This window comes from Bradyrhizobium sp. CAR08 (assembly GCF_052871955.1).
In genome coordinates, this window is sequence record NZ_JBIXJX010000029.1 from 52,283 (window position 1) to 74,740 (window position 22,458).

Genomic DNA, 22,458 nt, shown 5'->3' on the forward strand with positions numbered 1-22,458 from the left:
ACCCAGGATTTCCCACCTGCAACTGGCGACTTTCTGGGGCGCGCTTCGGCCGTGAGGGGCGGTGGCCTCGGAAGGATAGGCGCTTCCAGCTCCGCTAGGCACGATTCAGTTCAACGACCGGAGCATCGCCTAGGAAGACGAGCCGGACTCGTTGTAAACGACTATGACAGAGCGAAACCTTCGTAGCCGCGGGTGACGACCTTCTGACAGATCTCGCGATAACGGACCAAGCCGCCCGCATATGGCATGAACACCTGCGGCTTGCCTGGAATATTCGCCCCGAGGTACCAGGAATGCTTTGCCTGCGGCAGTAGTGTTCGGGCAGCAGCCTCGTTGACTTCGCTTACCCATTTTTCGACGGCGTCGGCCCGTGCCTCGATCCGCTCCAGCCCGTTAGTCCGCATATGAGCGACGCAATCGGTGATCCAGTCGACATGTTGCTCTATGGCTACGGGCATGTTGCACAGGACCGATGGACTGCCGGGCCCCGTGATGGTGAAGAGGTTCGGAAAACCAGCGACCTGCAAACCTAGATAATTGCGTGGTCCTGCCTCCCAGACATCCTTGAGTGCGATCCGGCCCCGCCCGCGGATATCCATCTTGAGCAGCGGTCCCGTCAACGCATCGAACCCTGTCGCAAAAACTATGATGTCTAGGGGGTACTCGGCCTGATCCGTGCGAATTCCAATCTCGGAGATCTGCCGGATTGGCGCAGCTTTGACGTCCACGAGCGTGACATTCGGCCGATTGTAGGTCTCAAAATAGTTGGTATCGATCGGCGGGCGCTTGGCCGCATACGGATGATCAATGTCAGCGAGGACCGCCGCAGTCTTGGGATCCTTCACAATCGAACCGATCTTCCTTTTTATGAAGTCGGCAGCGGTGTCGTTCGCTTCCTTAGAGACGAGCATGTCCTCAAAGGATGCGCGGAACTGCAGCCCGCCACGCTCCCAGGCCTCTTCATAAATCCTCTCGCGCTCCTCTGGCGGCGTGTCGACCGCTTTGCGTTCCGCAACCTTGAAGCCCATGCCATTGTAGGTTTGATGCGTAGTCGCGCGTATTTCGCTGGCGCTGTTTTTGACATATTGCTTGAAGTCCGCCGTCAATGGGACGTTGCGTGCTGGTACTGAATAGTTCGCGGTACGCTGAAATACGGTCAGATGCTTGGCTTGATCGGCGATCACCGGCGCCGCCTGGATGGCAGTCGATCCGGTGCCGATCATCCCCACTCGCTTCCCCGCAAACTCGACGCGTTCGTGCGGCCACTGCCCTGTATGGTACCACTCACCCTTGAAGGTCTTCAGTCCCAGAATGTTGGGCACGTTGGCAGTGGAGAGGCAGCCGACCGCGGTAATGAGAAACTTCGCGATGAAGGTCTCGCCCGTTTCTGCACGGATGTGCCAGCGATTGGTCGCTTCGTTGTAATGCGCCGACGCAACCCGGGTTCCAAATTGAATGTCGCGTTTCAGGTCGAGCTTGTCGGCAACGAAATTCAGATAACGCAGAATTTCTGCTTGGCCCGGATAGCGTTCGGACCACTCCCATTGTCGCATCAAATCCAGGGAAAACGTATACCAATAGACATGGCTTTCAGAGTCGCACCGAGCTCCAGGGTAGCGATTCCAGAACCACGTGCCCCCAACACCCTGAGCCGCTTCTACGGCCTTGACTTTCAAGCCAAGGTTATCCCGAAGCCGAAACAGCTGGTAGAGGCCCGCAAAGCCCGCACCAACAACCAGCGCGTCTAGCTCAACCGGTTCATTCGACATTGCCGCACTCGCTCCTTACGCCGCCCCACAAACATAAGGCTAGGTATACCGTCAGCGCCGTAAAGTGCGCTGCGTCAAAGTGAATTGGATTAATATAACCGTCCCCGTCAGTGCGCTCAAGCTCGCCTTCTCTGCTCAATGCAGCTCACTGCCGGGTGAACCGCCCCGGGTTTGCCGGAGGCTCCAACTCCTGAGAGGATGGAGCCATGACAAGCAAGACCACGAACAAGTTTTCGCCTGAAGTCCGCGATCGTGCGGTTCGGATGGTTCTGGATCACGTCGGCGAGCACCCGTCGCGCTGGGCGGCAGTGACCTCGATTGCGGCCAAGATCGGCTGCACACCGCAGACGCTGCATGACTGGGTCAAGAAGGCCGAGATCGACAGCGGGCAGCGGGCCGGTGTCCCGACTGAGATGGCCGAGAAGCTGAAGGCCCTGGAACGGGAGAACCGTGAGCTGCGGCAGGCCAACGAGATCCTGCGCAAGGCAAGCGCTTATTTTGCGATGGCGGAGCTCGACCGCCGGTCCAAACCATGATCGCCTTCATCGACGATCATCGTGGGGCGCATGGGGTCGAGCCGATCTGCAAGGTGTTGCCGATCGCCCCCTCGACCTACCATGCCCATGTGGCCAAGCGGCGCGATCCCGCCAAGCTGTCGGCGCGAGCCAGGCAGGACGCCGCGCTGAAGATCGAGGTTGGCGTCTTCAATGAGAACTTCTCCGTCTACGGCGCGCGCAAGGTGTGGCGGCAGCTCAAGCGAGAAGGCTTCGATGTTGCTCGTTGCACCGTGTCGCGATTGATGCAGGACATGGGTTTGCAGGGGTTATCCGCGGCAAACCGGTTAAGACCACGATCAGCGACAAGGCCGCGCCATGCCCGCTGGATCACGTCAACCGCCAGTTCAGGGCGCCAAGGCCGAACGTCCTTTGGCTCTCCGACTTCACCTATGTCGCGACCTGGAGCGGATTTGTCTACGTCGCCTTCGTCATCGACGCCTATGCCCGCAGGATCGTGGGCTGGCGGGCCTCGCGCACGGCGCACGCCAGCTTCGTGCTCGATGCGCTGGAGCAGGCCCTGCACGATCGCCGACCGGTCCACCGCGGCGGGCTCGTGCATCATGGGGTAACCAATACGTCACTATCAAGTACACCGAGCGCTTGGCTGAAGCTGGCGTCGAGCCTTCCGTTGGTAGTGTCGGAGATTCCTATGACAACGCTCTCGCCGAAACCATCAACGGCCTCTCCAAGGCCGAGGTGATCCATCGGCGCGGGCCATGGCGCAGCTTCGAGGCCGTCGAGTTCGCGACCCTGGAATGGGTGGACTGGTTCAACAACCGACGGCTCGTGGAGCCCATCGGCAACATCCCGCCAGCCGAAGCCGAGCAACGCTACTACACCATGCTGGAACAACCGGCCATGGCGGCATAACTTAAACCAAATAGCCTTTGGCAAACCCGGGGCGGTTCAGCCCCTAAGAGGACGGTCCCGCTAAGTTCGGGTTGAGGTAACGCCCAACAGCTCGTTCGAAAGAAGGTTAGCGGTTCCGACGCGAGACCTCCAGTCGAATGACGAGACCGTTCAGGTTGACCAGTGTTGGCTCCTATCCGCTGAGTTGTTTCTAGGAGATCAAGTTCTGTGTCCCCTGGAAGCAACCGGCGGATAGGCAGCATGTGTGTCGGCGTCCAGTTGCTCTATAGCCCGGTGCCAATATTCTTCCGCTCGTCCCTCTTGGCGGCCCTCGAGTGCCCAAAGATGGTAGGCGCGCTCGCGGATACGGCGTTCTTGATCGTAATGAGTGCTGGGATCGGACATGTCTTCAACTCGGATGTTGCGGCGGGCCGTTGCCGATGGGGATCTTGCCATTGCGATGCGGGACCGCCACTTGAGACTGCAGTGGATCACATATCGGAAGCGCAACTAAAGCACGATGGTGCTGAAGTGCCAAGGCGTTGGAGTTGGCTCTCGGACCACTGTGCCACTAAGTTCCAGGTTTCTTCTGTCGTGTGCTCGGTCCGTTGGTGGGTTGTACCGTGTCATGCAGGTGTAAAGAAGGGGCATGATGCAAACGGTGGGCGATGGGCAGCTACAGTTCGAGATGATTGCGAAGATAGAGCAATGCCGACGACTTTCGCGGCAAGTGACTGATTTAATCGTTGCGCGGCGACTTGTTGAGCTTGCGGACAAATACATTGAGCAAATCAAGAGATCCAAAGTCCCGACTTCCCTCCAGCCGGGCAATCCAACCTGAAGCCCATGCTGATCACCTCAGTAAGGGCCCCTGAACGCTGAGCCTAGCTCGCCAGACGACAAGTGCGAACCGGCCATTGACGCGACATTTGAGGTCTGAACAGACTTGCTCATGACTCCGGGGAAAAGAACCTAGCCAGGGACAAGATAGCCTCAGGTGGCCCAGTGACTGCCTTGATCCCTGTCCGCGAGCTCACCTCAAGCTCAGTTCCTGTTGGCTCTTCCTTACTCCTCAATCACCATTTCAACCAGCTTCGCTATTTTGTCTCGCGTCAGATCACCCGAGTTGGAAATATAGGGCTCGACATCAGGGGCAAAAACAAAAGGGATACCCTTCTTGGTTCCGCTGTCACCGATGCGAGTCACGACAATGTTGCCGAATGCAGTTGAGATGCTGGTCGGTGCACCATTGCCCACGGTGAAAGAGACCCCGACCGGACGGTGATCGTTGCGTTCGATCTGCGGGGCAAAGGAGAACTGCTCTTCACCCAGATGATGCTTCAGCTCCTCCAGAAAAGGTATGACTTCCCGCTCCATCGCCTGCTTGCAGTGCTCGATGTCGGCGGTTCTCTTGTCTTTGTTTTCTGCGGCGATAACCCTCTGCCTCTCTTTTTCAGCTACCGCTGCGGATGTTTTCTGTCGGAATTTCTCAGCCAGCTGCTCGGCGTTCATTCTTGTTCCAATCGAGCTCGGCCCCACCTGATCATGTCTTTCATAGCACTACGGCTTATCGGCGGCACCAGCGGCTGAACGCGATCGATCGGAGTACGTAGCGAGCACTCCGGGCGCTGCGCGCATTTGGCAAGCGGCGTGAACCAAAGCGATGCCCTATTCGGGTGGAGGCAAATGAAACTTGTGAGAAGGCGGACGCCCTCCGTTAGCATGGCTTCGTTGGCATTGCGGCGTCCGACCCATGCGGCTGGTTGTACGGGAACCAAGAACAGCCAAGAGCGTTGTTGCCTGTCCTCAGGCAGTTGGTACGGTACTTCCCTAAAGCTACCGTGTATTGCCAACGCCTTCTGCGAGGACGCTACCCAGAACTGGCGCCTTAATGACCTCCGAACCGCGGGCGGTCTCGCACACGGCCTCCGATGCTCATCCTGATCGCCAGGATGAGCTTCCATACCGTCGCCGCCAGCAGGCTCTCCTCAGGGATTTCGGTACGGCTACACTACAAACCCGCGACTTCCGGCAAATTCTCCAACACGCGGCTGAACTCAGTGCCCGCGGTCTGGGATGCTCATACGCCAAGGTTCTCGAATATCTTCCCGATGAACAGCGCTTGATAGTACGTGCCGGGATCGGTTGGCCGGCGGGCACGGTCGATCATGTAACGCTCGGCGCCGATATCGAATCGCCCGCCGGCTTTGCTTATCAAACCGGTCAATCGGTGATTTCCAACCACTTGCAGGAAGAGACTCGCTTCCGAACCCCGAAATTGCTCGCCGAGCATGGCATCAAGCGTGCGATCAATGTGCTTATCAGGCGCGGCGGCGAGGGCGACGCGCCGTTCGGTGTTCTCGAAGCTGACAGTCACAATTCCGGACAATTCGACGACGCGGATGCGGATTTTCTCGCGGGTTTTGCAGGTCTGCTCGGAATCGCCATCGAGCGTCAACACGCTGATGCTAAGCTTCAGGAAGCCCTCGATCACGAGGCCTTGCTGACGCGAGAGATGAGCCATAGGGTCAAAAACAGCCTCACGTCAGTCGTGGGCCTGCTGCGTGTCCAAGCGCGCGGCGCAGAGTCAGTCGACGTCAGGAACGCGCTGGAAAATGCGGCCATGCGCGTCGCGTCGATCGCAGAAGTTCATGACCACCTCTGGCGGGGCAGCAAGGTTGGGTTTGTAGATCTCTCCGATTTCGTGAGTCATCTCTGTCAAAACCTTCAGAGTTCGGCACCGGAACACACACTGCGGTGCCATTCCGAGGCCATAGTCATCTCGGCAGACAAGGCCATTCCGCTGGGTCTGCTGGTCAACGAACTCGTCACGAACGCCATTAAATACGCCTATGTCGACGGACCGGGTGTCATTACAGTCGACGCCCGGGCGGTCGACGGACATCTGCGTGTCGAAATCTCCGACGAAGGCGCTGGGCTTCCTGATGGATTCGACATCAACCAACCGCGGAAGAGCCTGGGTTTCAGGGTCATCAACGGCTTGGTCAGGCAGTTGATGGGCGAACTGAAGATCTCGAAAAACATACCAAGGGGAGCACTATTCAGGATCAAGCTTCCGCTTGACCCTGCATGACAATCGCCTGGTGTCAGCTGAAGCCAAGTCTGATGTCGGTTGCCAACTTGAGAGTTCGCTTTTATGCCGCCACTCACTTCCCCCGCCCGAGTCGAAGACGAGACGTTCATTCGCATGGACGTGGTCGACACGCTCCGGGCGGCCGGATTCGACGTACTGGAGGCGGCCAACGCAGACGAGGCCATTCAGATGCTCGAACGCAACCCCGACATCTGCCTTATATTCACTGACGTCGATATGCCGGGGTCAATGAACGGCTTGAAGCTGGCAGCAGCGGTCAGGGACCGTTGGCCGCCAGTCAGGATCATCGCAACTTCAGGGCATGTCAAAATACGAGCTGGTGATCTTCCGGGCGGCGCCCGGTTTATCCCAAAGCCGTACCAGTCCGCACAGATCATAGATGCAATCCGTGAGCTTACCTGGGCGGCGTGATGAATAAGCTGATTGGAAGAGGTAGATTGCTATGAAGTCCGTAAGAATCGCGTTCATGGCCGTGATGATAGTAGTGGGTGGCGCGAGCCAGGTGCGCGCCGAGTGCCAAATTGCTGACGCAGGGCTTGAAGAGGCTATTCAGTTAAATCCAGGGCTTCGAGGCCCAGCCAACACTCAGGCCGTGCGCGACCTCCGGAGTTTGAGGGATGCCGCTTTTACGCTCCGGTCCTATGGGCGTCACGAAGACTGTGAGCGTCTTCTCGCCAACATTCGCGAGCTTATTGCCGGACCGCCTATGGGGTCGCTGGGAGACAATGATGAAGAGGCGGCCGACAAGCAAATGGCTGATAGCGAACCCAAAGCCAAGCGTGGGGCGTCGTCGGGGAGCAGGGACAAGAAAGGCGCCAAGCCGCTGATGAAGATCGATCAACTTACGCCAGGCTTGAGGACCGACGAGATGATCGGGGCGGAAGTTCGCAGTTCCGATGACAAAATCGTTGGCGAGGTGCGGAACATAGTTTTCGGCACCAAAGATGGAACGGACTACGCGATTGTCGCTTCGGGAGGTTTTTTCACCACCGGCAAGGACAGCATTGTTGTCCCGATCCGATCTCTCAAGGTGACGCAGGATCGATCGAGCTTCTTTCTTCCTATCGCAAAAGAAGTCATGAAAACGGTCCCTGTGATGCCTGATCAAGATTACAAGTGGCTCTCTGACCAGACCTGGCGCGTTCGCAACGATGCATTTTTTGGAAAGCCCTGAGCTCTGATCAGTTTGTAGATGGGTTTGGTTGATCTTGGGCACCCTCAGCTCATGCGGCCATCGGTCGGAAAGACCAGGTCGGGCTGTGGCTCTAACCCGAAGAGCGCCTGAGCCGCCGTGATGTCCGCTGTCGCTGGTAAACCCGACCCCGAGCTGACCGTGGACCGACGGCGGCTTGTGACCCCGACCGGACATTGGCCCTAGCCGGACAACAGCCTGCCATGCTTTGATGCAGCGGGGTCATTTTCCGGTTTTGGAGGCCTTTTGACTGGCGAGCGCGTTGAACGGCGGTTAGCGGCAGTGCTTGCGGCGGATGTCGCTGGCTATAGCCGCCTCATGGGTGACGATGAGGAGGGCACGCTGGCCCGACTAAAGGGTGTCAGAAATGCCGTGGTGGACCCCACCATCGCCGCTCATCGCGGCCGCATCGTCAAGACCACCGGTGACGGGATGCTGGTGGAGTTCGCCAGCGCGGTGGATGCCGCTCGCTGCTCGGTTGAGATTCAGCGCGGCATGTCCAGTCAGAATGCGAATTTGCCACAGCACCGCATCGATTTCCGGATCGGCATCCACGTCGGTGACATCATTTTCGACGAGAACGATATTTTCGGCGACGGCGTCAATATCGCCGCGCGGCTGGAGGGTATTGCTGAGCCGGGCGGAGTTTGTATGTCCGATGACGCCTATCGGCAAATTCGGGGCAAGGTCAAAATCGTCTGTGATGATCTTGGGCCGCAAATCCTGAAGAATATTGCGGAGCCGATGCGAGCGTGGCGGCTTCAGCTTGCCGATCAAACCGTGGCGAAACTGCGACCGGGTTTGCATTCAGGCCCATCACCAGCGCTCGCGCTTCCCGACAAGCCGTCCATCGCCGTGCTGCCATTTCAGAACATGTCCGGCGATCCTGAGCAAGAGTACTTTGCGGACGGAATCGTCGAGGACATCATCACTGCAGTGTCGCGCTTCAAGTCGCTGTTCGTCATCGCGCGCAACTCGAGCTTCACTTTCAAGGGTAAGGCGGTCGACATCAAGAAGGTTGGCCAGGAGCTGGGCGTTCGTTACGTGCTCGAAGGCAGCATTCGCAAGGCGGGAGCAAGGGTCAGAATAACCGGCCAGTTGATTGATGCCGCGAGCGGCTCGCATCTGTGGGCAGACAAGTTCGATGGATCACTTGAAGATGTGTTCGAACTTCAAGACAGGATCACCATGAGTGTGGTTGCCGCGATTGCACCGAAGCTCGACCAAGCCGAGATTGAACGCTCCAAGCGAAAGCCGACCGAAAAGCTGGATGCCTATGATTACTATCTTCGGGGGCTTGCGGTTGTCGAAGGCGCAACCAAGGACGAGAATGAGGAAGCCCTTCGGCACTTCTACAAAGCGATCGAGATCGACGCCAATTTTGCACTGGCACATGCGATGGTGGCGCGGTGCTTCACCTTACGCAAAGCAAACGGCTGGATGACCGATGTTTCAAAGGAATCAGCCGAGACCGCCAAGGCGGCCCGACGCGCGGCGGAACTGGGAAGAGAAGACGCGGCAGTTCTGTCACGGGCCGGTTACGCTCTCGCGCGGGTAGCGTTCGAACCAGAGGAAGGCGCTGACCTTATCGAACGGGCGCTTGCGCTCAACCCGCATCTCTCCTCTGCATGGCAATTCGGTGGCCTGCTCAAGGCGTTTCGCGGAGAGCCGGAAACGGCGATTGAGCATTTGGCTCACGCCATGCGACTGAGCCCGCTCGATCCCAGTCTCTACTCGATGCAGACGGCTACGGCGCTCGCCCATTTTGTTGCCGGCCGATATGACGAGTCGGTTTTTTGGGCTGAAAAGGCCTCGCGGGAGGATCCGAACTTCTTGCCCGCCATCAGAATTATCGCGACCAGCGCCGGAAATTCCGGTCAACTTGAGCGAGCCCAGAAAGCGGCGAAGCGAATGCTGGAAATCGATCCTGCGTTCAGAGTATCCAGATTGGCCGATCACGTGCCGCTGCGTCGTCCCGACGATCTTGCTAGATATGCGGAAGGCCTGCGACGCGCCGGATTGCCCGAATAGTAACGTGCCGCCTACGTTTTTGGTTTCCCGACATCGTTGTAAAGTAGGCGGGGCCACTTCCGCTTATGACCGATTCTGTTGAAAAAGTCTTTTCTAGCTCGCGTGTCAATTTTTTAAGGGCCGTCTATGCGTTTGATGCCGTTAAATGCGGGAGACCACATCAGTCTACGTAAGATCGCTCGGCGATCTTCCTGGTCGTGGCGGCGAACGCCTTTATTGGCAATACTCGCGCCGAACTGATCTCAGGAAGATTTTCGCTCCGCGTTACTTTCGACTTTTTCGAAGCGCCTCTCACTCAAAATCGCGCTGTGGCGGCCTCCAATCCAAGTTCAACGCGTCCGGCAGTGACGTATATTGAAGGGTTCATAGCGATATGCTTGGTGGCGGCGTGCACATCGCGAACGGCACGTTCCATCGGGCCGCTTTCGAAGATCGCCGCTGCGCCTGCCTCTCGCGCCAGGATGTCGACAATGTGCAGCGCGGTTTCGCCGGCGTGGGCTGCCGCTATTCGCAATCGCAGCCGCGCGCTGACGAGACGATGCCCACCGACATCGGTGGCGGCCATCAGCTCGCTCATGGTCTCGATGAGGAAAGCGCGTGCGGAGCTATGGAGCGTCTGGACCCGCCCGACGAGTGCCTGCACGATTTCCCGATCGCGCATCACGCCGGGAGTGCCGAGCCGCCCCTTTCCGCTCGCCAGCGTCACAAAGCTTTCGATGGCCCCCCGCGCGATTCCAAGTGGGACCACTGCAACCGTCCATGCGAAAGTTGAAAGAGCTGGAAGGCGGTAAATGATTCCATTCTCGGCTGGCTTGTAATCAACGAACGGATGTATCCTTTCGGCAGGAACCCACGTATCGCGGACCTCCCAGTCCGAGCTCCCAGTGCCTCGCAAGCCTGAAACATGCCAGGTGTCGTGAATCGTGACCTGCTTCCGTTCGAAGTAACAGCAGAAGCGCGGCTGGTCGGGGGTTTGGTTTCCGCCAATGGTCGCAAGCCCCATAAAGTGAGTGCCATGCGGTGCACCACTTCCGAATGGCCACCGACCAGAGACGCGGAATCCTCCATCGACGGGCACGGCGGCACCTAGTGCCCCCGTCGCGCTCACAACAAATGTGCGGCGGTCTTCAAACCAGCTGCGCACCACACCTACGGGTAAATAGCCGCCGATGCGGCTCATGCCGCCTCCGTTGCCCACGAGCCAGCCGACAGCTCCATCGAGCGCTGCCGCGCGTTCTACAACGCTCATGAAGGCGAGCGGCGACAGTTCTGGTCCGCCCAAGGACGCGGGTAGCCAAAGCCTGAAGAATCCTCCCTCGGCCAGCGCATTGAAGACCTCTTCATGAAGTTGCCGGTCACGATCGAAGCCCGCTCCATGTTCGGCGATCAACGGCTGGATAAACCGGAGAGCCTCAATAAAAGGGGTCGCCTGGTCATCTTCTCGCATGAGCCATAGTCAGGCTTTCCAAATCGGGGGCAAGCCCAAACATTTCACGTGCAGATGAGATAATTTCATCTACATTGGCCGCGATGCGAAAGTTGCCGCCCCTGACCGAATTGCGCGCCTTTGAGGCCGCGGCGCGCCATCTGAGCTTTAAGGACGCAGCCAACGAACTTGGCGTCACACCGACCGCGATCAGTCACCAGGTCAAGCTTCTGGAGCAGCATTGCGGCCGAACGCTATTCCGTCGCCGACCGCGCCCGCTGGCACTTACCTTAGCAGGCAAGCAGCTATTTCCGGTTGTCCGTGACGGCTTTGGAAGGTTTGCCGAGACACTGGCGGACATCAAAAGCGGTCACGCGAGCTCGCATCTGCGTATCACGACGACAAACGCCTTTGCTGCCCGCTGGTTATTGCCGCGCCTGCCGTTTTGGCGAGCGGCTCATCCGCGGCTCAAACTGGACATTGTCGGCACCGACACCGTCCTCAATCTTGAGTCGGGCGAGGCCGACGTGGCTATCCGTTACTCACTAGGGCCGCCGCTCGATGGGAAAGCCATCGAACTGATGCGCGATACGTTCTATGTCGTAGCGAGCCCGATGCTCGTCGGCAGAAAAGCGACGAAAATGCAGGCGGTCCATCTCGCGCGACTTCCGCTCATCGAGGCTGCGTGGCCGCCGAGCGACACACACGCGCCAACGTGGCAACGCTGGCAGCGGGCGGCATTCCCCTTTTCCAAACGCAATTTTGCGTCACTCGTAAGTTTAAAGTTTCAAGAAGAACTTCACGCCATTGAGGCCGCTATTGCCGGTCAGGGCGTGGCTATCTGCAGTAATGTTCTGGTCGCCCGCGAATTGGCCAGTGGAGTGCTCGTCCCGATATCGCCGGTCACGTTGACCGGTTATGGATTCTACATTGTTCATCGCGCAGGAGCCGGGAATGGTGCAGCTATAAAAAATTTCGTCGGTTGGGCCCAAGGGGCGCTCTAACTCCACGCTCATAATTATGGTTCGGCTTGTCATGCTTATCAGCTTATTCTGACATCCCATAAGCGCCCTCAACGGACTTCAGATGCCGACAGAGGTCATGATACCCGAGGCCCGCACGGAGCAACGCTGCGCGGAACAATAAAATGACTTAGCGGTTGAGCATTATCCTCCGCCATCGGCGCCGACCATTTGCAAACCCATCAGTCAAAACTTGACGGGATCGACGATACTGCGCGACTTCAACTGCTCATCGACGCAATCGTTGATTACGCCATCTACATGATCGACCTCGACGGCACGGTTCGCAGCTGGAACTCCGGTGCCCAGCGTTTGAAGGGCTACTCGCCTGACGAAATCATCGGAAGATCGTTCGCATCCTTCTATACGCTAGATGATCGCGCCAGTGGGCTTCCAGAGCGCGCATTGAGCGTCGCGGCACGAGAAGGCCGCTTCAGTGCCGAGGGATGGAGAGTCCGCAAGGACGGAAGCCGTTTCCGGGCGTCGGTCATCATCGATGCCATCCGCACTCAAGCCGGTGAAGTGATCGGCTTCGCCAAGGTCACGCGAGACGTTACCGAACGTCAGCAAGCCCACGAAGAGCTTCTTAATAGTGAGCGGCGCTATCGCCAGCTAATCGAGGCCGTGGTCGATTGCGCGATCTTTCAGCTCGACCCACTCGGCAACGTGACAACCTGGAATCGCGGAGCAGAGCGGATCAAGGGCTACGCGCCGCCGGAGATCATCGGTTCGGGGGAGGTTGCATATGCTTGAAAAAACTTGACCTGCTGCGGCCCGTTCCTACCGGTGCGCAAGAAGTTGGCGCCTCCGCGCTGATCGCTTAATCTGCGTTATAGGTGCGCTTGAGCCGGAGCCGAACTCTCGGCCGGTAGTGAGCTTGTCGTGCTTTTAGCGAGCAATGGCGAGAGGCTTCAATAGAACCCGTCTGCTTGGATCCTTGGCGCATCAACGCGACCGAATCTTCATAGCCCAGGCGTAGGTATCAGTAGCCCGCATGCAGTGGCGTCGAATGTACGTGAGCTATTTTTTTAACAACCCTTGGAACGAACTAGCGCGAAGCAAGCCTTCGGAGGTGATGTCCCGATATTCGAAGTCGGCGTAAAACTTCGGCTCGACCCAGGTGGCCTTCGGCTTCTTTATGGGCTTCGTGAGCTTTTGCTTGGGGCTGACGACCGTATCAAGCGCCTTGCGGATCTCCGCCGATTTCGTCCGGCTCCAGCCCGTCCTAACCTTCCCCATGTACCGCAGCTCCTTCCCTTCCTGCTTGCCGAGGTAGAGCGCTGCTACGCCGGCCGGGTCCTTGATGAAACCAATGACAGGGAATTTCTCGCGCTGGACGGTTTTGATCTTCTGCCAAGCCTCGCCCCGCTCCGACCGGTACGGCGCATCAACCCGCTTGGAGACGATACCTTCGTAGTTGAGCTTACTCGCCGCCTCGAACAGCGCCCCCCCGTCACCCTCATGGTGCTCACTGTAGAAGATGGGGGCTTCGAGCCCGTTCTCATCTATCAGCTGCTTCAGCAGCTCCTTGCGGGCAAGCTGAACCATTCTGCGAAGGTCCTTGCCGTCCAGCCATAGGAGATCGAAGGCGAAGTAAACCAGCCGGTCCTGGTCGCCCCTGCCGAGGTCTGCCTGGAGTTCGGAGAAGTTGGTTCGCCCCTCATGGATGACGACCACCTCGCAGTCGACGATCGCCTGACCCGCAATATTGAAGGCGCCGGCAATGACCGAGAACCTGTTGACCCAGTTGTGCCCGTTACGGGTGAACGCCTTCCGGTCGTCGCCGTTGATGTGAAGCTGGATGCGGTAGCCGTCGTATTTGACTTCGTGAATCCACTGAGCCCCCGAAGGAGCTTTCATCTTCAGGGTCGCAAGCTGGGGGCTGATAAAGCCCGGCATGGAAGCTTGCGGCTTCCTGGCCGATGCTCGGGTACGCTTTGCCACTCACGCAACTCACAAAAAGCCCGCCGCCGGTATTGGGGAGCCGACGACGGGGCAGTCTACCTACCTTATTCGCGACTCTCCAACCGCGAAGCCGAAGCGGCGTTCCCGGGCGTTCTCTCATACAACCGCAATCGCGATTCCAGGTTGTATTTTCAACGTCAACGAGAACGGCAGCCGAATGGCTAGAGAACGCGATGTGCTAATTCCTTCTCAGTACCGCCGCCGCTGCGGCGCGCCCGGGCCGGCGGGAAATCAGTACCGAGAACATCGGTCGGCTTGGAGGGAGTGGCTTGCACCGATGATTGGGTGCGGAGATGATGCGGAATGTCAAAAGCCATGGAGTTGATTGCCGCAGGTTATTGAGGGGCAAGGATCGAAGCGCTCTCGCGGAATTGCTCGCTCATCGGCGCAAGATGCTCGGCGAGCTTCAGGCCGTCTCGGGTATCGATCCGGCGAACGCCATTCAAGCCGTTCAGGACGAACTTGCTATCATCGAAGCCGGACTGGAAGAGCTTAAGCCGCCGCCTGGCCGATTGCCCGAGAACGAGTGGGGCTAGGTAGCCCGCCAGACACGATGGCGGAGATTTGAGATGGCCAGAGAGCGTCCGAACTAAATCGTCGGCCGGATGCGGCAAAAGGCCGGGCCGGAGCACTAGCCGGAACCGCGAGTCGTGTGTATCCAAACGAGTAGGATTCGCAGATGCCCTATTTCGTTTGCGCCCGCGAGGGTGCCGGGCAGATCGTTTTGAAGAGAGACACCCGGGAGGCGGCCGAGAAGAAGGCCGCCGAACTCCTCGACGTGGGCTGCTTCGAGGTCGAAGTTATCGCGAAGCCCGAACAATGCGGCTTGATCGCCCGTCATTCGGACCTATTCAGAAGCCCGCCCATCCCGTTGGCTGGGCCTCGACAATGTTTTCCGAGAATGCCGATGATGCCGAACCTCACCAGTCCATTCGATCGAACGACACACTCAAGCGAGCGCGATAAGATCCGCGCCCACGCCAAGGGCGAGGAACAGCCATCCTGCAAATTCGCTAGAGCCCATCGCTCGCGCGAACCAGCCGTTGATTGCTACACCGACCGGCGCGAGGCAAAGAGCGGCCGTGTTGAGCAAGATGGGGAAGAGTTGGCGCCGTAAACCGCAGAGAATACGGTTTGTGCCATCTCAGCTTAGCAGCGGCAAGCTGTAGTAAGGCCGAGATTTCGTCCGAAGTTGCGCCACGGTACAGTCACTCCACGATCAAAACGGGTTCGAGAGCCACAGCCCGGGATAAATTGTAGAAATTGGGCGAGGTCGCCATTACCGCCTTGTGGACCTCGGCAAATTGCTCTTTTGTACCGCTGCCATTGATGCGGACGGTGTAGCTGAGTTTCTCATAGCCGGGCGGCACGGCAGGATCGATCCCGAGGAAGCCACGAAGATCGATGTCGCCATCGGTCTCGATTGACAAGCTTTCGAGGGTGATCCCACGCACCGCGCACTGCGCCACGTATCCGACGGTCATGCAGGCGTTGAGCGCCGCGATCAGATGCTCCTGCGGATTGGCGAAATGGTTTGATCCGCCGAGTTCGCGGGGCTCGTCGATGTCGATCGAGAATTGGCGCGGCACCTTTTCTCCGCCGAGCTCATAACTCTCGACTTCTGCGCGGCTCCGCGTCTGTCCCTGCCAGGTCGTAATGACGTGCCAGTTCGTCTTGCCTTTGGCGGGTTCGCGCTTGACGTCGTCGATCAGCGCAAATAGGCCATGGAGATTAATGCCGTTGACGATGGTTGGTGCGGTAGTGTCCGGTGATATATCCATGATTGACTTCTTTCGCTTGGAGTTGAGCTAGGACTTCACATTTCGACTTTGCAACCTTGCGAGCGCCTGCTGGATGCGTTGTCCTGGTTTTCAGTGATCAGGATCGACAGCACCTTGGTGACGTGGGGTACCGGACGCCTGAATGAACGAGCAGCCGGTTTTTTGTGATACACGCGGGCTCCTAGAACCACTCGGGCTCGAACGCCGGCTCGAGACTTCGCCGTCTCTCAGTCTGCCGCCGCTTGCAGCTCTACCGATTGATATACAGGGAAGTCCGTGTAACCCACCTCGCCGCATCGGGTGTAATAAGTCGATCGGTCCGCTTCAGCCAACGCCCAGCCGTGCTTGAGACGCTCAACAAGGTCCGGATTTGCGATATACGGTCGGCCGAAGGCGATCAGGTCCACCAACCCGGTATCGAGCGACGCCTGGGCGCGGTCCCGGTCCTTGAAGCCGCCACACCAGATGAAGGCGCCGGGAAACACCGCTCGAGCCTTGGTCAGCAAAGCGTGGTCGAGGTGTCGCGGCTCGAACTTCGCCGACTCCATGTTTCCCTCGGGCAGCAGCTCGTAGAGCAGATGAATATATGCCGCGCCCCGACGCCCCAGTTGATCGGCAACATAGAGGAATGTTTCCTCCGCAAGAGGATCCATGGGCATAGAGTTGAACTTGCCAAACGGAGACAGGCGAACACCCACGCGCCCCGGACCGAATTCAGCCACCACCGCATCGACGACTTCCATCAGGAAGCGCGTACGATCTTCCATGCTGCCGCCGCCGTAGCGGTCGGAGCGCGTATTGAGCACCGAGTTCATGAACTGCTCGATCAGATAGCCGTTGGCCGCATGCAGCTCGACACCATCGAACCCGACGTTTCGGGCATTGGCGGCGGCCTTGGCGAAGGTGCCCACCATCGCCGACACCTCCTCCGTGCTAAGGGGCCTCGGCGTTTCCACAGGCATATAGCCCAACCGGCCGTCCGGGCCGTGAGCAAACACCGACGAACCTTCCGCCCGTTGCGCCGTCACTCCCACCGGGGCTTGGTGGTTGGGCAGAATGGAGGAATGCGCCATCCGGCCGACGTGCCACAGTTGCAGAAAAATCGTGCCGCCATATCGGTGGACCTCATCGGTCACCAAACGCCACCCCTGCATTTGGGCTTCCGAGTGGATTCCGGGTGTCCTGGCGTAGCCGTGACCAGACTGATCCACGTCGGCGGCCTCGGTAATGATCAAGCCGGCATTGGCCCGCTGGCCGTAATAGGTCGCCATCAGCGCATTTGGGATGTCGCCATCGGTCGGAAGCTTACCGTCGGACGTTCGCGTGCGGGTCATGGGTGGCATGACGACGCGGTTTTTGATGTGGATAGGGCCAAGCTCAAAGGAGTCGAATAAAGAGGGCATGACAGACAGCTCCAGGGATGATGCTCCCTGCGAACTAATCCATTTGCGCGCGCCTATTAGTGACCTTAAATTCGATTGAGTGTTGCGTGTGGGGCTACAATGGAGATGGTCACAGATTTTGACGGGATCCCTGAGTTCGTAGCTGTCACCCGATTGGGTAGTTTCACCGCGGTGGCTGCCGAACTTGGCATGACCAAGTCGGCCGTCGGCCGGGCGGTGTCGCGGCTTGAGCGCCGATTAGGCTCTAAGTTACTGCACCGAACGACACGCCGTCTGGTCTTGACGCCTGCGGGAGAGGTATGGCTCGAGCATTGCGTCGCAGCGCTCGCCGAACTCGATCGCGGTCAGAGCGCACTCATACTTGCCCGGGACACGCCAGGGGGCGAAGTGCGCATCGATCTGCCGACGGCGTTCGGTCGGCTCTTCGTAATGCCTGCGTTGCTCGAAGTGGCTAAACTCTACCCAGCACTGCAACTAAAGGTGAGTTTCACAGACCGAGAGGTCGACCTACTAAGTGAGAACATCGATCTTGCAGTTCGAATCGGCAATCTCGACGACTCTGCGGACCTAGTTGCCCGTCAGCTAGGCGTCCAGGACGTGGTGATTGTTGGAGCACCTAGCTACGTAGCAAAGCGGGGCCTTCCTCGAACCGTTGCCGACCTTAAGGTTCACGATTGCATCGTAGGGCGTCGCCAAGGAAATCGCATTGTCTGGTTATTGAAACAACCTGACGGCTCGATCGCAAGGCATGTTGTTTTTGCCAAACATGAATTCCAGGATTTCGAGACGGTCCATACGGTTGTGAGAGCAGGACACGGCTTGGCGCAGCTTCCATTATGGATGGTTCAAGATGATATTCGGGAAGGGAAGCTACTGACCGCCCTGGATGGGATGTCCGGCGGCAAGGTACCGATCAACATCCTTTGGCCACGCACAACGGTGTTGCCGGCTAAGATTAGAGTTGTCGTGGAGGGGGTAGTTCGCAAACTGGGCACCTCTCGACTGCCAGCACCTCGATGACACGAGGATCCAGTTATCCATTCTGCCCTGCGGATCCGCCTCACCTGCCTGAGTAATTCCGCAGCTTCAGCTCACAAAAGAGGGCTTGTGATTGATTAGAGGCCGACGGATTTTGTACCTTAGTCGATCGTATAAAGTACGCGATACGGCGCCGCGGAGAAGCATATCGTCGATCTGCGAAGCCGAGGTGATGATGCAGCTCCTAGTAAAAGGAGTCCGCGATCGCTGTTCTAGCGAATAAAGCGAGGATGGAGTGCTCATCGCTGGTGCCCGCCGAAGGCGCTGTCTTGGATTCCGTAGATTTCATCCGATTTCTCATTCTCGCATGCCGCCTTCTTGGTAAGCGATGTTCTCAGGCCACGCGCCAGCGTTTTTGGGTAGCGAGATAGGCCCAGGGTAGCAATTCGTCGATCTGGCTGTTCGGGTGATCGTTGACGATGCGGGTGATGACGTCGGCGAGATAGGCGTGGGGTTCGACGCCGATGAGCTTGCAGGTTTCGATCAGTGAGGCGATGACGGCCCAGTGTTCGCCGCCGCCGTCCGAGCCAGCGAACAGGGCGTTCTTGCGGTTGAGCGCGATTGGGCGGATAGCGCGCTCGACGACGTTGGAATCGATCTCGATGCGGCCGTCGGCAATGAAGCGCGTCAGCCCGTCCCAACGCGACAGCGCATATCGGATAGCCTCCGCGAGTTTGGTCTTCTGGCTAATCAGACTGAGCCTGGCGCGCAGCCAGGGTTCGAACTCGTCGGCGATCGGCCGGCTCTTCTCTTGGCGGACGGCGCGACGCTCGTGGGCGGTGCGGCCGCGGATCTGGGCTTCGATGACGTAGAGCCCGGCGATACGTTCGAGCGCCTCGCTGGCGATTGGTGCGGGACCGGCCGCGGCGAGTTCGTAGAAGCGCCGGCGCACATGGGACCAGCAGAACGCCAGTTCTACGTCACCGCGCTCGGCCAGGACCCGATAGCCGGCATAGCCGTCGACCTGGAGAATGCCGACAAAACCCGCGAGGTGGACGATCGGCCGTTCGGCCTTGCGATCGGGAGCGTAGACATAGGCGACGGCGGGCGGGTCCGTGCCGCCCCAGGGCCGGTCGTCGCGGGCATAGGCCCAGAGCTGGCCGGTCTTGGTGCGGCCGCGTCCGGGATCGAGCACCGGGGCGGTGGTCTCGTCGGCAAACAGTTTTGTCGACTGCTTCAGCCTCGCGAGCAGTCGCTCATGCACCGGCCGCAACAGGAAGGCTGCCCGCCCGACCCAATCGGCCAGGGTCGAGCGATCCAGCTCGAGGCCCTGGCGGGCGTAAATTTGAGCCTGCCGATACAGCGGCAGATGGTCGGCATATTTGGCGACGAGTACCTGCGCCACGGTGGCTTCGGTCGGTAGCCCGCCCTCGATCAGCCGCGCTGGCGCCGGTGCCTGCACCATGGTCTCGCAGGCTTGGCAGGCATACTTCGGCCGCCTTACGACCAGGACCCGGAACTGGGCCGGGACGATATCCAGTCGTTCGCTCACATCCTCGCCGATCCGGTGCAGCGCCTGCTGACAGCACGGGCAGGCGTGATCGTCGAGGTCGATCAGCATCTCGACCCGCGGCAGATGCGCCGGCAGCGCTCCTCTGTTCCTGCGGCGCCGTGCGGCTCGGCTCGATCGCTCGGCAGCATTGGCTGCATCGGTTGCGGCATCACTGCTCGCCTCGACCTGCTCGACCTCCTCCAGGCCGAGCAGCAACTGGTCCTCCGGCAGCGTCTCGGCCCGGCGGCCGAAGCGATGACGCTGCAACTCCTTGATGATCTGCTCGAGCCGCGCGGCGCGCGCCCGTTCGGCCAGCAGCATCGCCTTGAGCGTGCCGGGATCGTCCGGAAGCGTGTCGGCACTTGTCGCCATGATGCGATTACACCATGCGTCGCGGCATCCCGCGAGCGCGACATGCATACTGATTCACTGTGCCGCAGTTCAACTCGCCTGGATCGGCGACGGTGTCTCGCGCGCGGCGTGGACGCGCTTCCAGTCCGGTCCTTCGAGCAAGGCTGACAGCTGCGCCGCGGTCAGGCGAATGACGCCGTCCTGCACGTTGGGCCAGCAGAACGAACCGGTCTCAAGCCGCTTGGCGAACAGGCACACACCCGTGCCGTCCCAATAGATCAGCTTCACCCGGTCGGCGCGCTTGGCGCGGAACACATACACGGCGCCGGAGAACGGATCGGCCTGGATGCTCTCACGCACCAGGGCCGCGAGCCCTTCGGCACCCTTGCGGAAGTCGACCGGCCTGGTCGCCACCATCACCCGCACCGCGCCCGTCGGACCGATCACGTGCAGGTCTTCAGCGCATGGATCACGGCCGCAACCGTCGCGGCATCCGCGCCGCGGCCGACCCGGACGGCGACGCCGTTGATCTCGATCTCGATGATGCCGCTGTTCTCCGCCCCCTCGGGCGTCTTCCGAAGTCGTCGGCGCTGCCGCGGTGAGCGCTCCGGCGGCGTGCACGATGGGGTAACGACAGCGGGCACGAACGTCTGCGGCTCGGGTCCCACAGGGATCGCAACCGGCTGTCGCATTTGCCGGCGCCACGTAAACAGCTGTTGCGGCGACAATCCGTGCCGCCGCGCGACCTCCGATACCACGGCTCCCGGGGCCAGCGTCTCCTCGACAAACCGCGCCTTGTCGTCGGTTGGCGGTGTCGCGCGAGCACCGGCGCGCCAAGACCGATCGGCTCGACACCGAGCTGCTCAAACGCTCTTTTCTCGGCTGGCTGCGCGGCGAGCGTGATCACTGCAAGATGGTGGCGATCCCGACAATCCAGGACGAAGATGCCAAGCGGCCCAACCGCGAACACGAGAGCCTCGTCGGAGAACAAAGTCGGATCGTCAACCGAATGAAAGCAGCGTTGATCCGGCTCGGCATCCGCGGCTTCAATCCCAAGCTGAAGAAAGCTGCCGAACGCCTTGACGGCTTGCGCTCCCCCGAGGGCGAGCCGATCCCGCCCAACACCCTGGCTGAGCTGCGTCGCGACATGGCGCGCCGGCGGCTCGTCAGCGATCAGATACGGCAGATCGAGGACGCTCGCCTGGAGCGTCTCAAGCAAGCGCCCAATGATGGACCACATGCAATGGTGCACCTGCTGGCGCGCGTGATCGGGGTTGGTGTTGAGACGGCCGACATGCTGGTGCAGGAGGTAATGTCGCGAAGCATGCGCGACCGACGGGCCGTAGCGCGTTATGCCGGCCTCACGGGCTCGCCCGACGAGAGCGGCAGAAAACGCCGGGAGAAAGGGCTGACCCGTTCCGGCAACGCTCGGGTTCGACGAGGCATGATCCAATTGGCGTGGCGATTTCTCATGTTCCAGAAGGACAGCACCTTGGCGCAGTGGTTTCGAGCCCGCACCGAGAATGCCCGCGGGACGCGCAAGACCATGATCGTGGCCTTGGCGCGCAAGCTCCTGATCGCCCTGTGGCGTCTCGTGCGGGAGGGAGTAGTGCCGGACGGCGTCGTTCTGCGGCCGGCATAATCAACGGAGGTCGACACCCAACAGTTTCGGCCCTGTCTGTCCGCTTGTGACGGTGTCGCCGATGACGGTTCGAGGTGGCGGGGTCCCGACGTGTTTCCTTGGCTTTCAATGCCGAAAGGGAGAATGGGTCCGCCGCTTCGGAGCTTCGCTGCCGATGCGTATGACTGCATCATGGTTCGGGTCCTTGGACCCACCGAATACAAGGTTGTGGCGCGATTGATCGCGCCCGCAAGCGAGCTCCCCCTCCGATCGTTATCCCGATCGCACCAACCGTGCCGTCGTGCTCGAAGCTGTCAAGGTGTGGCCTGGCAACGGCGGAGCCTGTGGTATGATTCGTGCGACGGCCAACCTTGGACAGCTTCTGCGCACGCCAGCGCAGGCGAAGTGCGGGTCGGGACGAAGAAACGGCTTTCAGATCGAACAAAGAAACTGACGAAGGAAAAGATGCGCGACCTGTCGCCTCTTGAAACGCCTCCTTGACAAAAAAAGCCCCATACAAGGAAACCGCGCATGGTGGGCAGGACTGATGCGGCAGGCTCTATGGGGATTTGAGCGCTGCAGGCGAGCTTGGTGATGGAGTTCGAACCGGTGCAGCGCGCGGCACGACGCTGTCGCTATCATCGAATGGGCGGTGGACGTTGTCGAACGCGATCAATGATCGACGGATGGGCGACGACCGATGAGCGTTCGGGTGCGCCGCGCCGTGGCCGGTCGATGAGCGGCGGGCATGACGAACAGCTTTGCGGAATGGCCGATGCGCGGTCATGAGGTGTCGATCCTGATGGCGCTGATTGGCGCGGTCGATTGGCGGTGCGGCATTGCACC

17 protein-coding genes, 4 pseudogenes and 1 other annotated feature are annotated in these 22,458 nt (G+C 59.6%); of the genes and pseudogenes, 11 read left to right on the forward strand and 10 right to left on the reverse strand.

The features are described 5' to 3' along the window. Positions 1 to 161: 161 nt before the first annotated feature. Positions 162 to 1,769, reverse strand: coding sequence for a flavin-containing monooxygenase (locus tag ACIPUD_RS36600; protein ID WP_446482607.1), 1,608 nt, complete (start codon positions 1,767 to 1,769; stop codon positions 162 to 164). A gap of 206 nt (positions 1,770 to 1,975) precedes the next feature. Between ACIPUD_RS36600 and ACIPUD_RS36605 the strand changes: the two are divergent. Then, positions 1,976 to 3,196 (forward strand): annotated as a pseudogene (locus ACIPUD_RS36605) (IS3 family transposase). Beyond that, positions 2,260 to 2,376 (forward strand) — a sequence feature (AL1L pseudoknot). Its footprint overlaps the pseudogene before it by 117 nt. Before the next feature lie 198 nt (positions 3,197 to 3,394). Here the strand turns inward: ACIPUD_RS36605 and ACIPUD_RS36610 are convergent. Together ACIPUD_RS36610 and ACIPUD_RS36615 are read right to left on the reverse strand one after the other, a co-directional pair. Next, complete coding sequence (locus ACIPUD_RS36610; RefSeq protein WP_446482608.1) at positions 3,395 to 3,631, reverse strand: DUF2934 domain-containing protein; 237 nt, start codon at positions 3,629 to 3,631, stop codon at positions 3,395 to 3,397. A gap of 609 nt (positions 3,632 to 4,240) precedes the next feature. Beyond that, positions 4,241 to 4,687 (reverse strand): hypothetical protein, encoded by a 447-nt coding sequence (locus tag ACIPUD_RS36615; protein ID WP_446482609.1) that lies wholly within the window; start codon positions 4,685 to 4,687, stop codon positions 4,241 to 4,243. Positions 4,688 to 5,066: 379 nt separating this feature from the next. Here ACIPUD_RS36615 and ACIPUD_RS36620 point away from each other — a divergent pair, with 379 nt between their 5' ends. From ACIPUD_RS36620 to ACIPUD_RS36635, 4 genes are all read left to right on the forward strand, one after another. Next, positions 5,067 to 6,269 carry a sensor histidine kinase gene (locus ACIPUD_RS36620; protein ID WP_446482610.1) on the forward strand — a complete coding sequence of 401 codons (1,203 nt, stop codon included), beginning with the start codon at positions 5,067 to 5,069 and terminating at the stop codon, positions 6,267 to 6,269. Between the two features lie 63 nt (positions 6,270 to 6,332). After that, positions 6,333 to 6,701 (forward strand): response regulator, encoded by a 369-nt coding sequence (locus ACIPUD_RS36625; protein WP_446482611.1) that lies wholly within the window; start codon positions 6,333 to 6,335, stop codon positions 6,699 to 6,701. A 55-nt stretch (positions 6,702 to 6,756) separates the two neighbouring features. Beyond that, positions 6,757 to 7,464, forward strand: a complete 708-nt coding sequence (locus ACIPUD_RS36630) for a PRC-barrel domain-containing protein (protein WP_446482612.1) — start codon at positions 6,757 to 6,759, stop codon at positions 7,462 to 7,464. A gap of 264 nt (positions 7,465 to 7,728) precedes the next feature. Further along, positions 7,729 to 9,513: an adenylate/guanylate cyclase domain-containing protein gene (locus ACIPUD_RS36635; protein ID WP_446482613.1), complete on the forward strand. Its 1,785-nt coding sequence runs from the start codon at positions 7,729 to 7,731 to the stop codon at positions 9,511 to 9,513. Positions 9,514 to 9,808: 295 nt separating this feature from the next. Here ACIPUD_RS36635 and ACIPUD_RS36640 read toward each other — a convergent pair whose 3' ends face one another. Next, positions 9,809 to 10,960, reverse strand: coding sequence for an acyl-CoA dehydrogenase family protein (locus ACIPUD_RS36640; RefSeq protein ID WP_446482614.1), 1,152 nt, complete (start codon positions 10,958 to 10,960; stop codon positions 9,809 to 9,811). 83 nt (positions 10,961 to 11,043) lie between these two features. Between ACIPUD_RS36640 and ACIPUD_RS36645 the strand changes: the two genes are divergently transcribed. Together ACIPUD_RS36645 and ACIPUD_RS36650 are read left to right on the forward strand one after the other, a co-directional pair. Continuing rightward, on the forward strand, positions 11,044 to 11,943 hold the full coding sequence (locus ACIPUD_RS36645; protein ID WP_446482624.1) for a LysR substrate-binding domain-containing protein: 900 nt from the start codon (positions 11,044 to 11,046) through the stop codon (positions 11,941 to 11,943). 189 nt (positions 11,944 to 12,132) lie between these two features. Next, a pseudogene (locus tag ACIPUD_RS36650) lies at positions 12,133 to 12,690 on the forward strand (PAS domain-containing protein); the annotation flags it as partial. 291 nt (positions 12,691 to 12,981) lie between these two features. Here the strand turns inward: ACIPUD_RS36650 and ligD are convergent. Beyond that, positions 12,982 to 13,905, reverse strand: a complete 924-nt coding sequence (gene ligD, locus ACIPUD_RS36655; RefSeq protein ID WP_446482615.1) for a non-homologous end-joining DNA ligase — start codon at positions 13,903 to 13,905, stop codon at positions 12,982 to 12,984. Between the two features lie 314 nt (positions 13,906 to 14,219). Between ligD and ACIPUD_RS36660 the strand changes: the two genes are divergently transcribed. Beyond that, complete coding sequence (locus ACIPUD_RS36660; RefSeq protein WP_446482616.1) at positions 14,220 to 14,462, forward strand: hypothetical protein; 243 nt, start codon at positions 14,220 to 14,222, stop codon at positions 14,460 to 14,462. 143 nt (positions 14,463 to 14,605) lie between these two features. Further along, entirely contained in the window at positions 14,606 to 15,043 is a 438-nt protein-coding gene (locus ACIPUD_RS36665; protein WP_446482617.1) for a hypothetical protein, read from the forward strand. A gap of 91 nt (positions 15,044 to 15,134) precedes the next feature. Here ACIPUD_RS36665 and ACIPUD_RS36670 read toward each other — a convergent pair whose 3' ends face one another. After that, positions 15,135 to 15,707 carry an OsmC family protein gene (locus ACIPUD_RS36670; protein WP_446482618.1) on the reverse strand — a complete coding sequence of 191 codons (573 nt, stop codon included), beginning with the start codon at positions 15,705 to 15,707 and terminating at the stop codon, positions 15,135 to 15,137. A gap of 227 nt (positions 15,708 to 15,934) precedes the next feature. Beyond that, the gene (locus ACIPUD_RS36675; protein ID WP_085395069.1) at positions 15,935 to 17,110 is read right to left on the reverse strand and encodes an alkene reductase; all 1,176 of its coding nucleotides are present in this window, start codon (positions 17,108 to 17,110) and stop codon (positions 15,935 to 15,937) included. Between the two features lie 99 nt (positions 17,111 to 17,209). On the opposite strand from ACIPUD_RS36675, the gene ACIPUD_RS36680 reads away from it, so the two are divergent. After that, positions 17,210 to 18,130, forward strand: a complete 921-nt coding sequence (locus ACIPUD_RS36680; RefSeq protein WP_446482619.1) for a LysR family transcriptional regulator — start codon at positions 17,210 to 17,212, stop codon at positions 18,128 to 18,130. Positions 18,131 to 18,482: 352 nt separating this feature from the next. Here ACIPUD_RS36680 and tnpC read toward each other — a convergent pair whose 3' ends face one another. The 3 genes and pseudogenes from tnpC to tnpA all read right to left on the reverse strand — a co-directional run. Continuing rightward, complete coding sequence (tnpC, locus tag ACIPUD_RS36685) at positions 18,483 to 20,012, reverse strand: IS66 family transposase (protein WP_446482620.1); 1,530 nt, start codon at positions 20,010 to 20,012, stop codon at positions 18,483 to 18,485. Positions 20,013 to 20,081: 69 nt separating this feature from the next. After that, positions 20,082 to 20,438, reverse strand: coding sequence for an IS66 family insertion sequence element accessory protein TnpB (gene tnpB, locus ACIPUD_RS36690; RefSeq protein ID WP_446482621.1), 357 nt, complete (start codon positions 20,436 to 20,438; stop codon positions 20,082 to 20,084). Beyond that, positions 20,435 to 20,779: pseudogene (gene tnpA, locus ACIPUD_RS36695) on the reverse strand (IS66-like element accessory protein TnpA); the annotation flags it as partial. The pseudogene tnpA and the gene tnpB, both read right to left, overlap by 4 nt. Before the next feature lie 17 nt (positions 20,780 to 20,796). Here tnpA and ACIPUD_RS36700 point away from each other — a divergent pair. Further along, positions 20,797 to 21,633: pseudogene (locus ACIPUD_RS36700) on the forward strand (transposase); the annotation flags it as partial. Positions 21,634 to 22,458: the final 825 nt, after the last annotated feature.

Coding starts and splice junctions, on each gene's coding strand:
- ACIPUD_RS36670 (WP_446482618.1), bottom strand. CDS start 15,707: ATGGATATATCACCGGACACTACCGCACCAACCATCGTCAACGGCATT.
- ACIPUD_RS36640 (WP_446482614.1), bottom strand. CDS start 10,960: ATGCGAGAAGATGACCAGGCGACCCCTTTTATTGAGGCTCTCCGGTTT.
- ACIPUD_RS36625 (WP_446482611.1), top strand. CDS start 6,333: ATGCCGCCACTCACTTCCCCCGCCCGAGTCGAAGACGAGACGTTCATT.
- ACIPUD_RS36620 (WP_446482610.1), top strand. CDS start 5,067: ATGACCTCCGAACCGCGGGCGGTCTCGCACACGGCCTCCGATGCTCAT.
- ACIPUD_RS36675 (WP_085395069.1), bottom strand. CDS start 17,110: ATGCCCTCTTTATTCGACTCCTTTGAGCTTGGCCCTATCCACATCAAA.
- ACIPUD_RS36680 (WP_446482619.1), top strand. CDS start 17,210: ATGGAGATGGTCACAGATTTTGACGGGATCCCTGAGTTCGTAGCTGTC.
- ACIPUD_RS36610 (WP_446482608.1), bottom strand. CDS start 3,631: ATGGCAAGATCCCCATCGGCAACGGCCCGCCGCAACATCCGAGTTGAA.
- ACIPUD_RS36645 (WP_446482624.1), top strand. CDS start 11,044: ATGCGAAAGTTGCCGCCCCTGACCGAATTGCGCGCCTTTGAGGCCGCG.
- ACIPUD_RS36630 (WP_446482612.1), top strand. CDS start 6,757: ATGGCCGTGATGATAGTAGTGGGTGGCGCGAGCCAGGTGCGCGCCGAG.
- ACIPUD_RS36600 (WP_446482607.1), bottom strand. CDS start 1,769: ATGTCGAATGAACCGGTTGAGCTAGACGCGCTGGTTGTTGGTGCGGGC.
- ACIPUD_RS36660 (WP_446482616.1), top strand. CDS start 14,220: ATGATGCGGAATGTCAAAAGCCATGGAGTTGATTGCCGCAGGTTATTG.
- tnpC (WP_446482620.1), bottom strand. CDS start 20,012: ATGGCGACAAGTGCCGACACGCTTCCGGACGATCCCGGCACGCTCAAG.
- ACIPUD_RS36615 (WP_446482609.1), bottom strand. CDS start 4,687: ATGAACGCCGAGCAGCTGGCTGAGAAATTCCGACAGAAAACATCCGCA.
- ACIPUD_RS36665 (WP_446482617.1), top strand. CDS start 14,606: ATGCCCTATTTCGTTTGCGCCCGCGAGGGTGCCGGGCAGATCGTTTTG.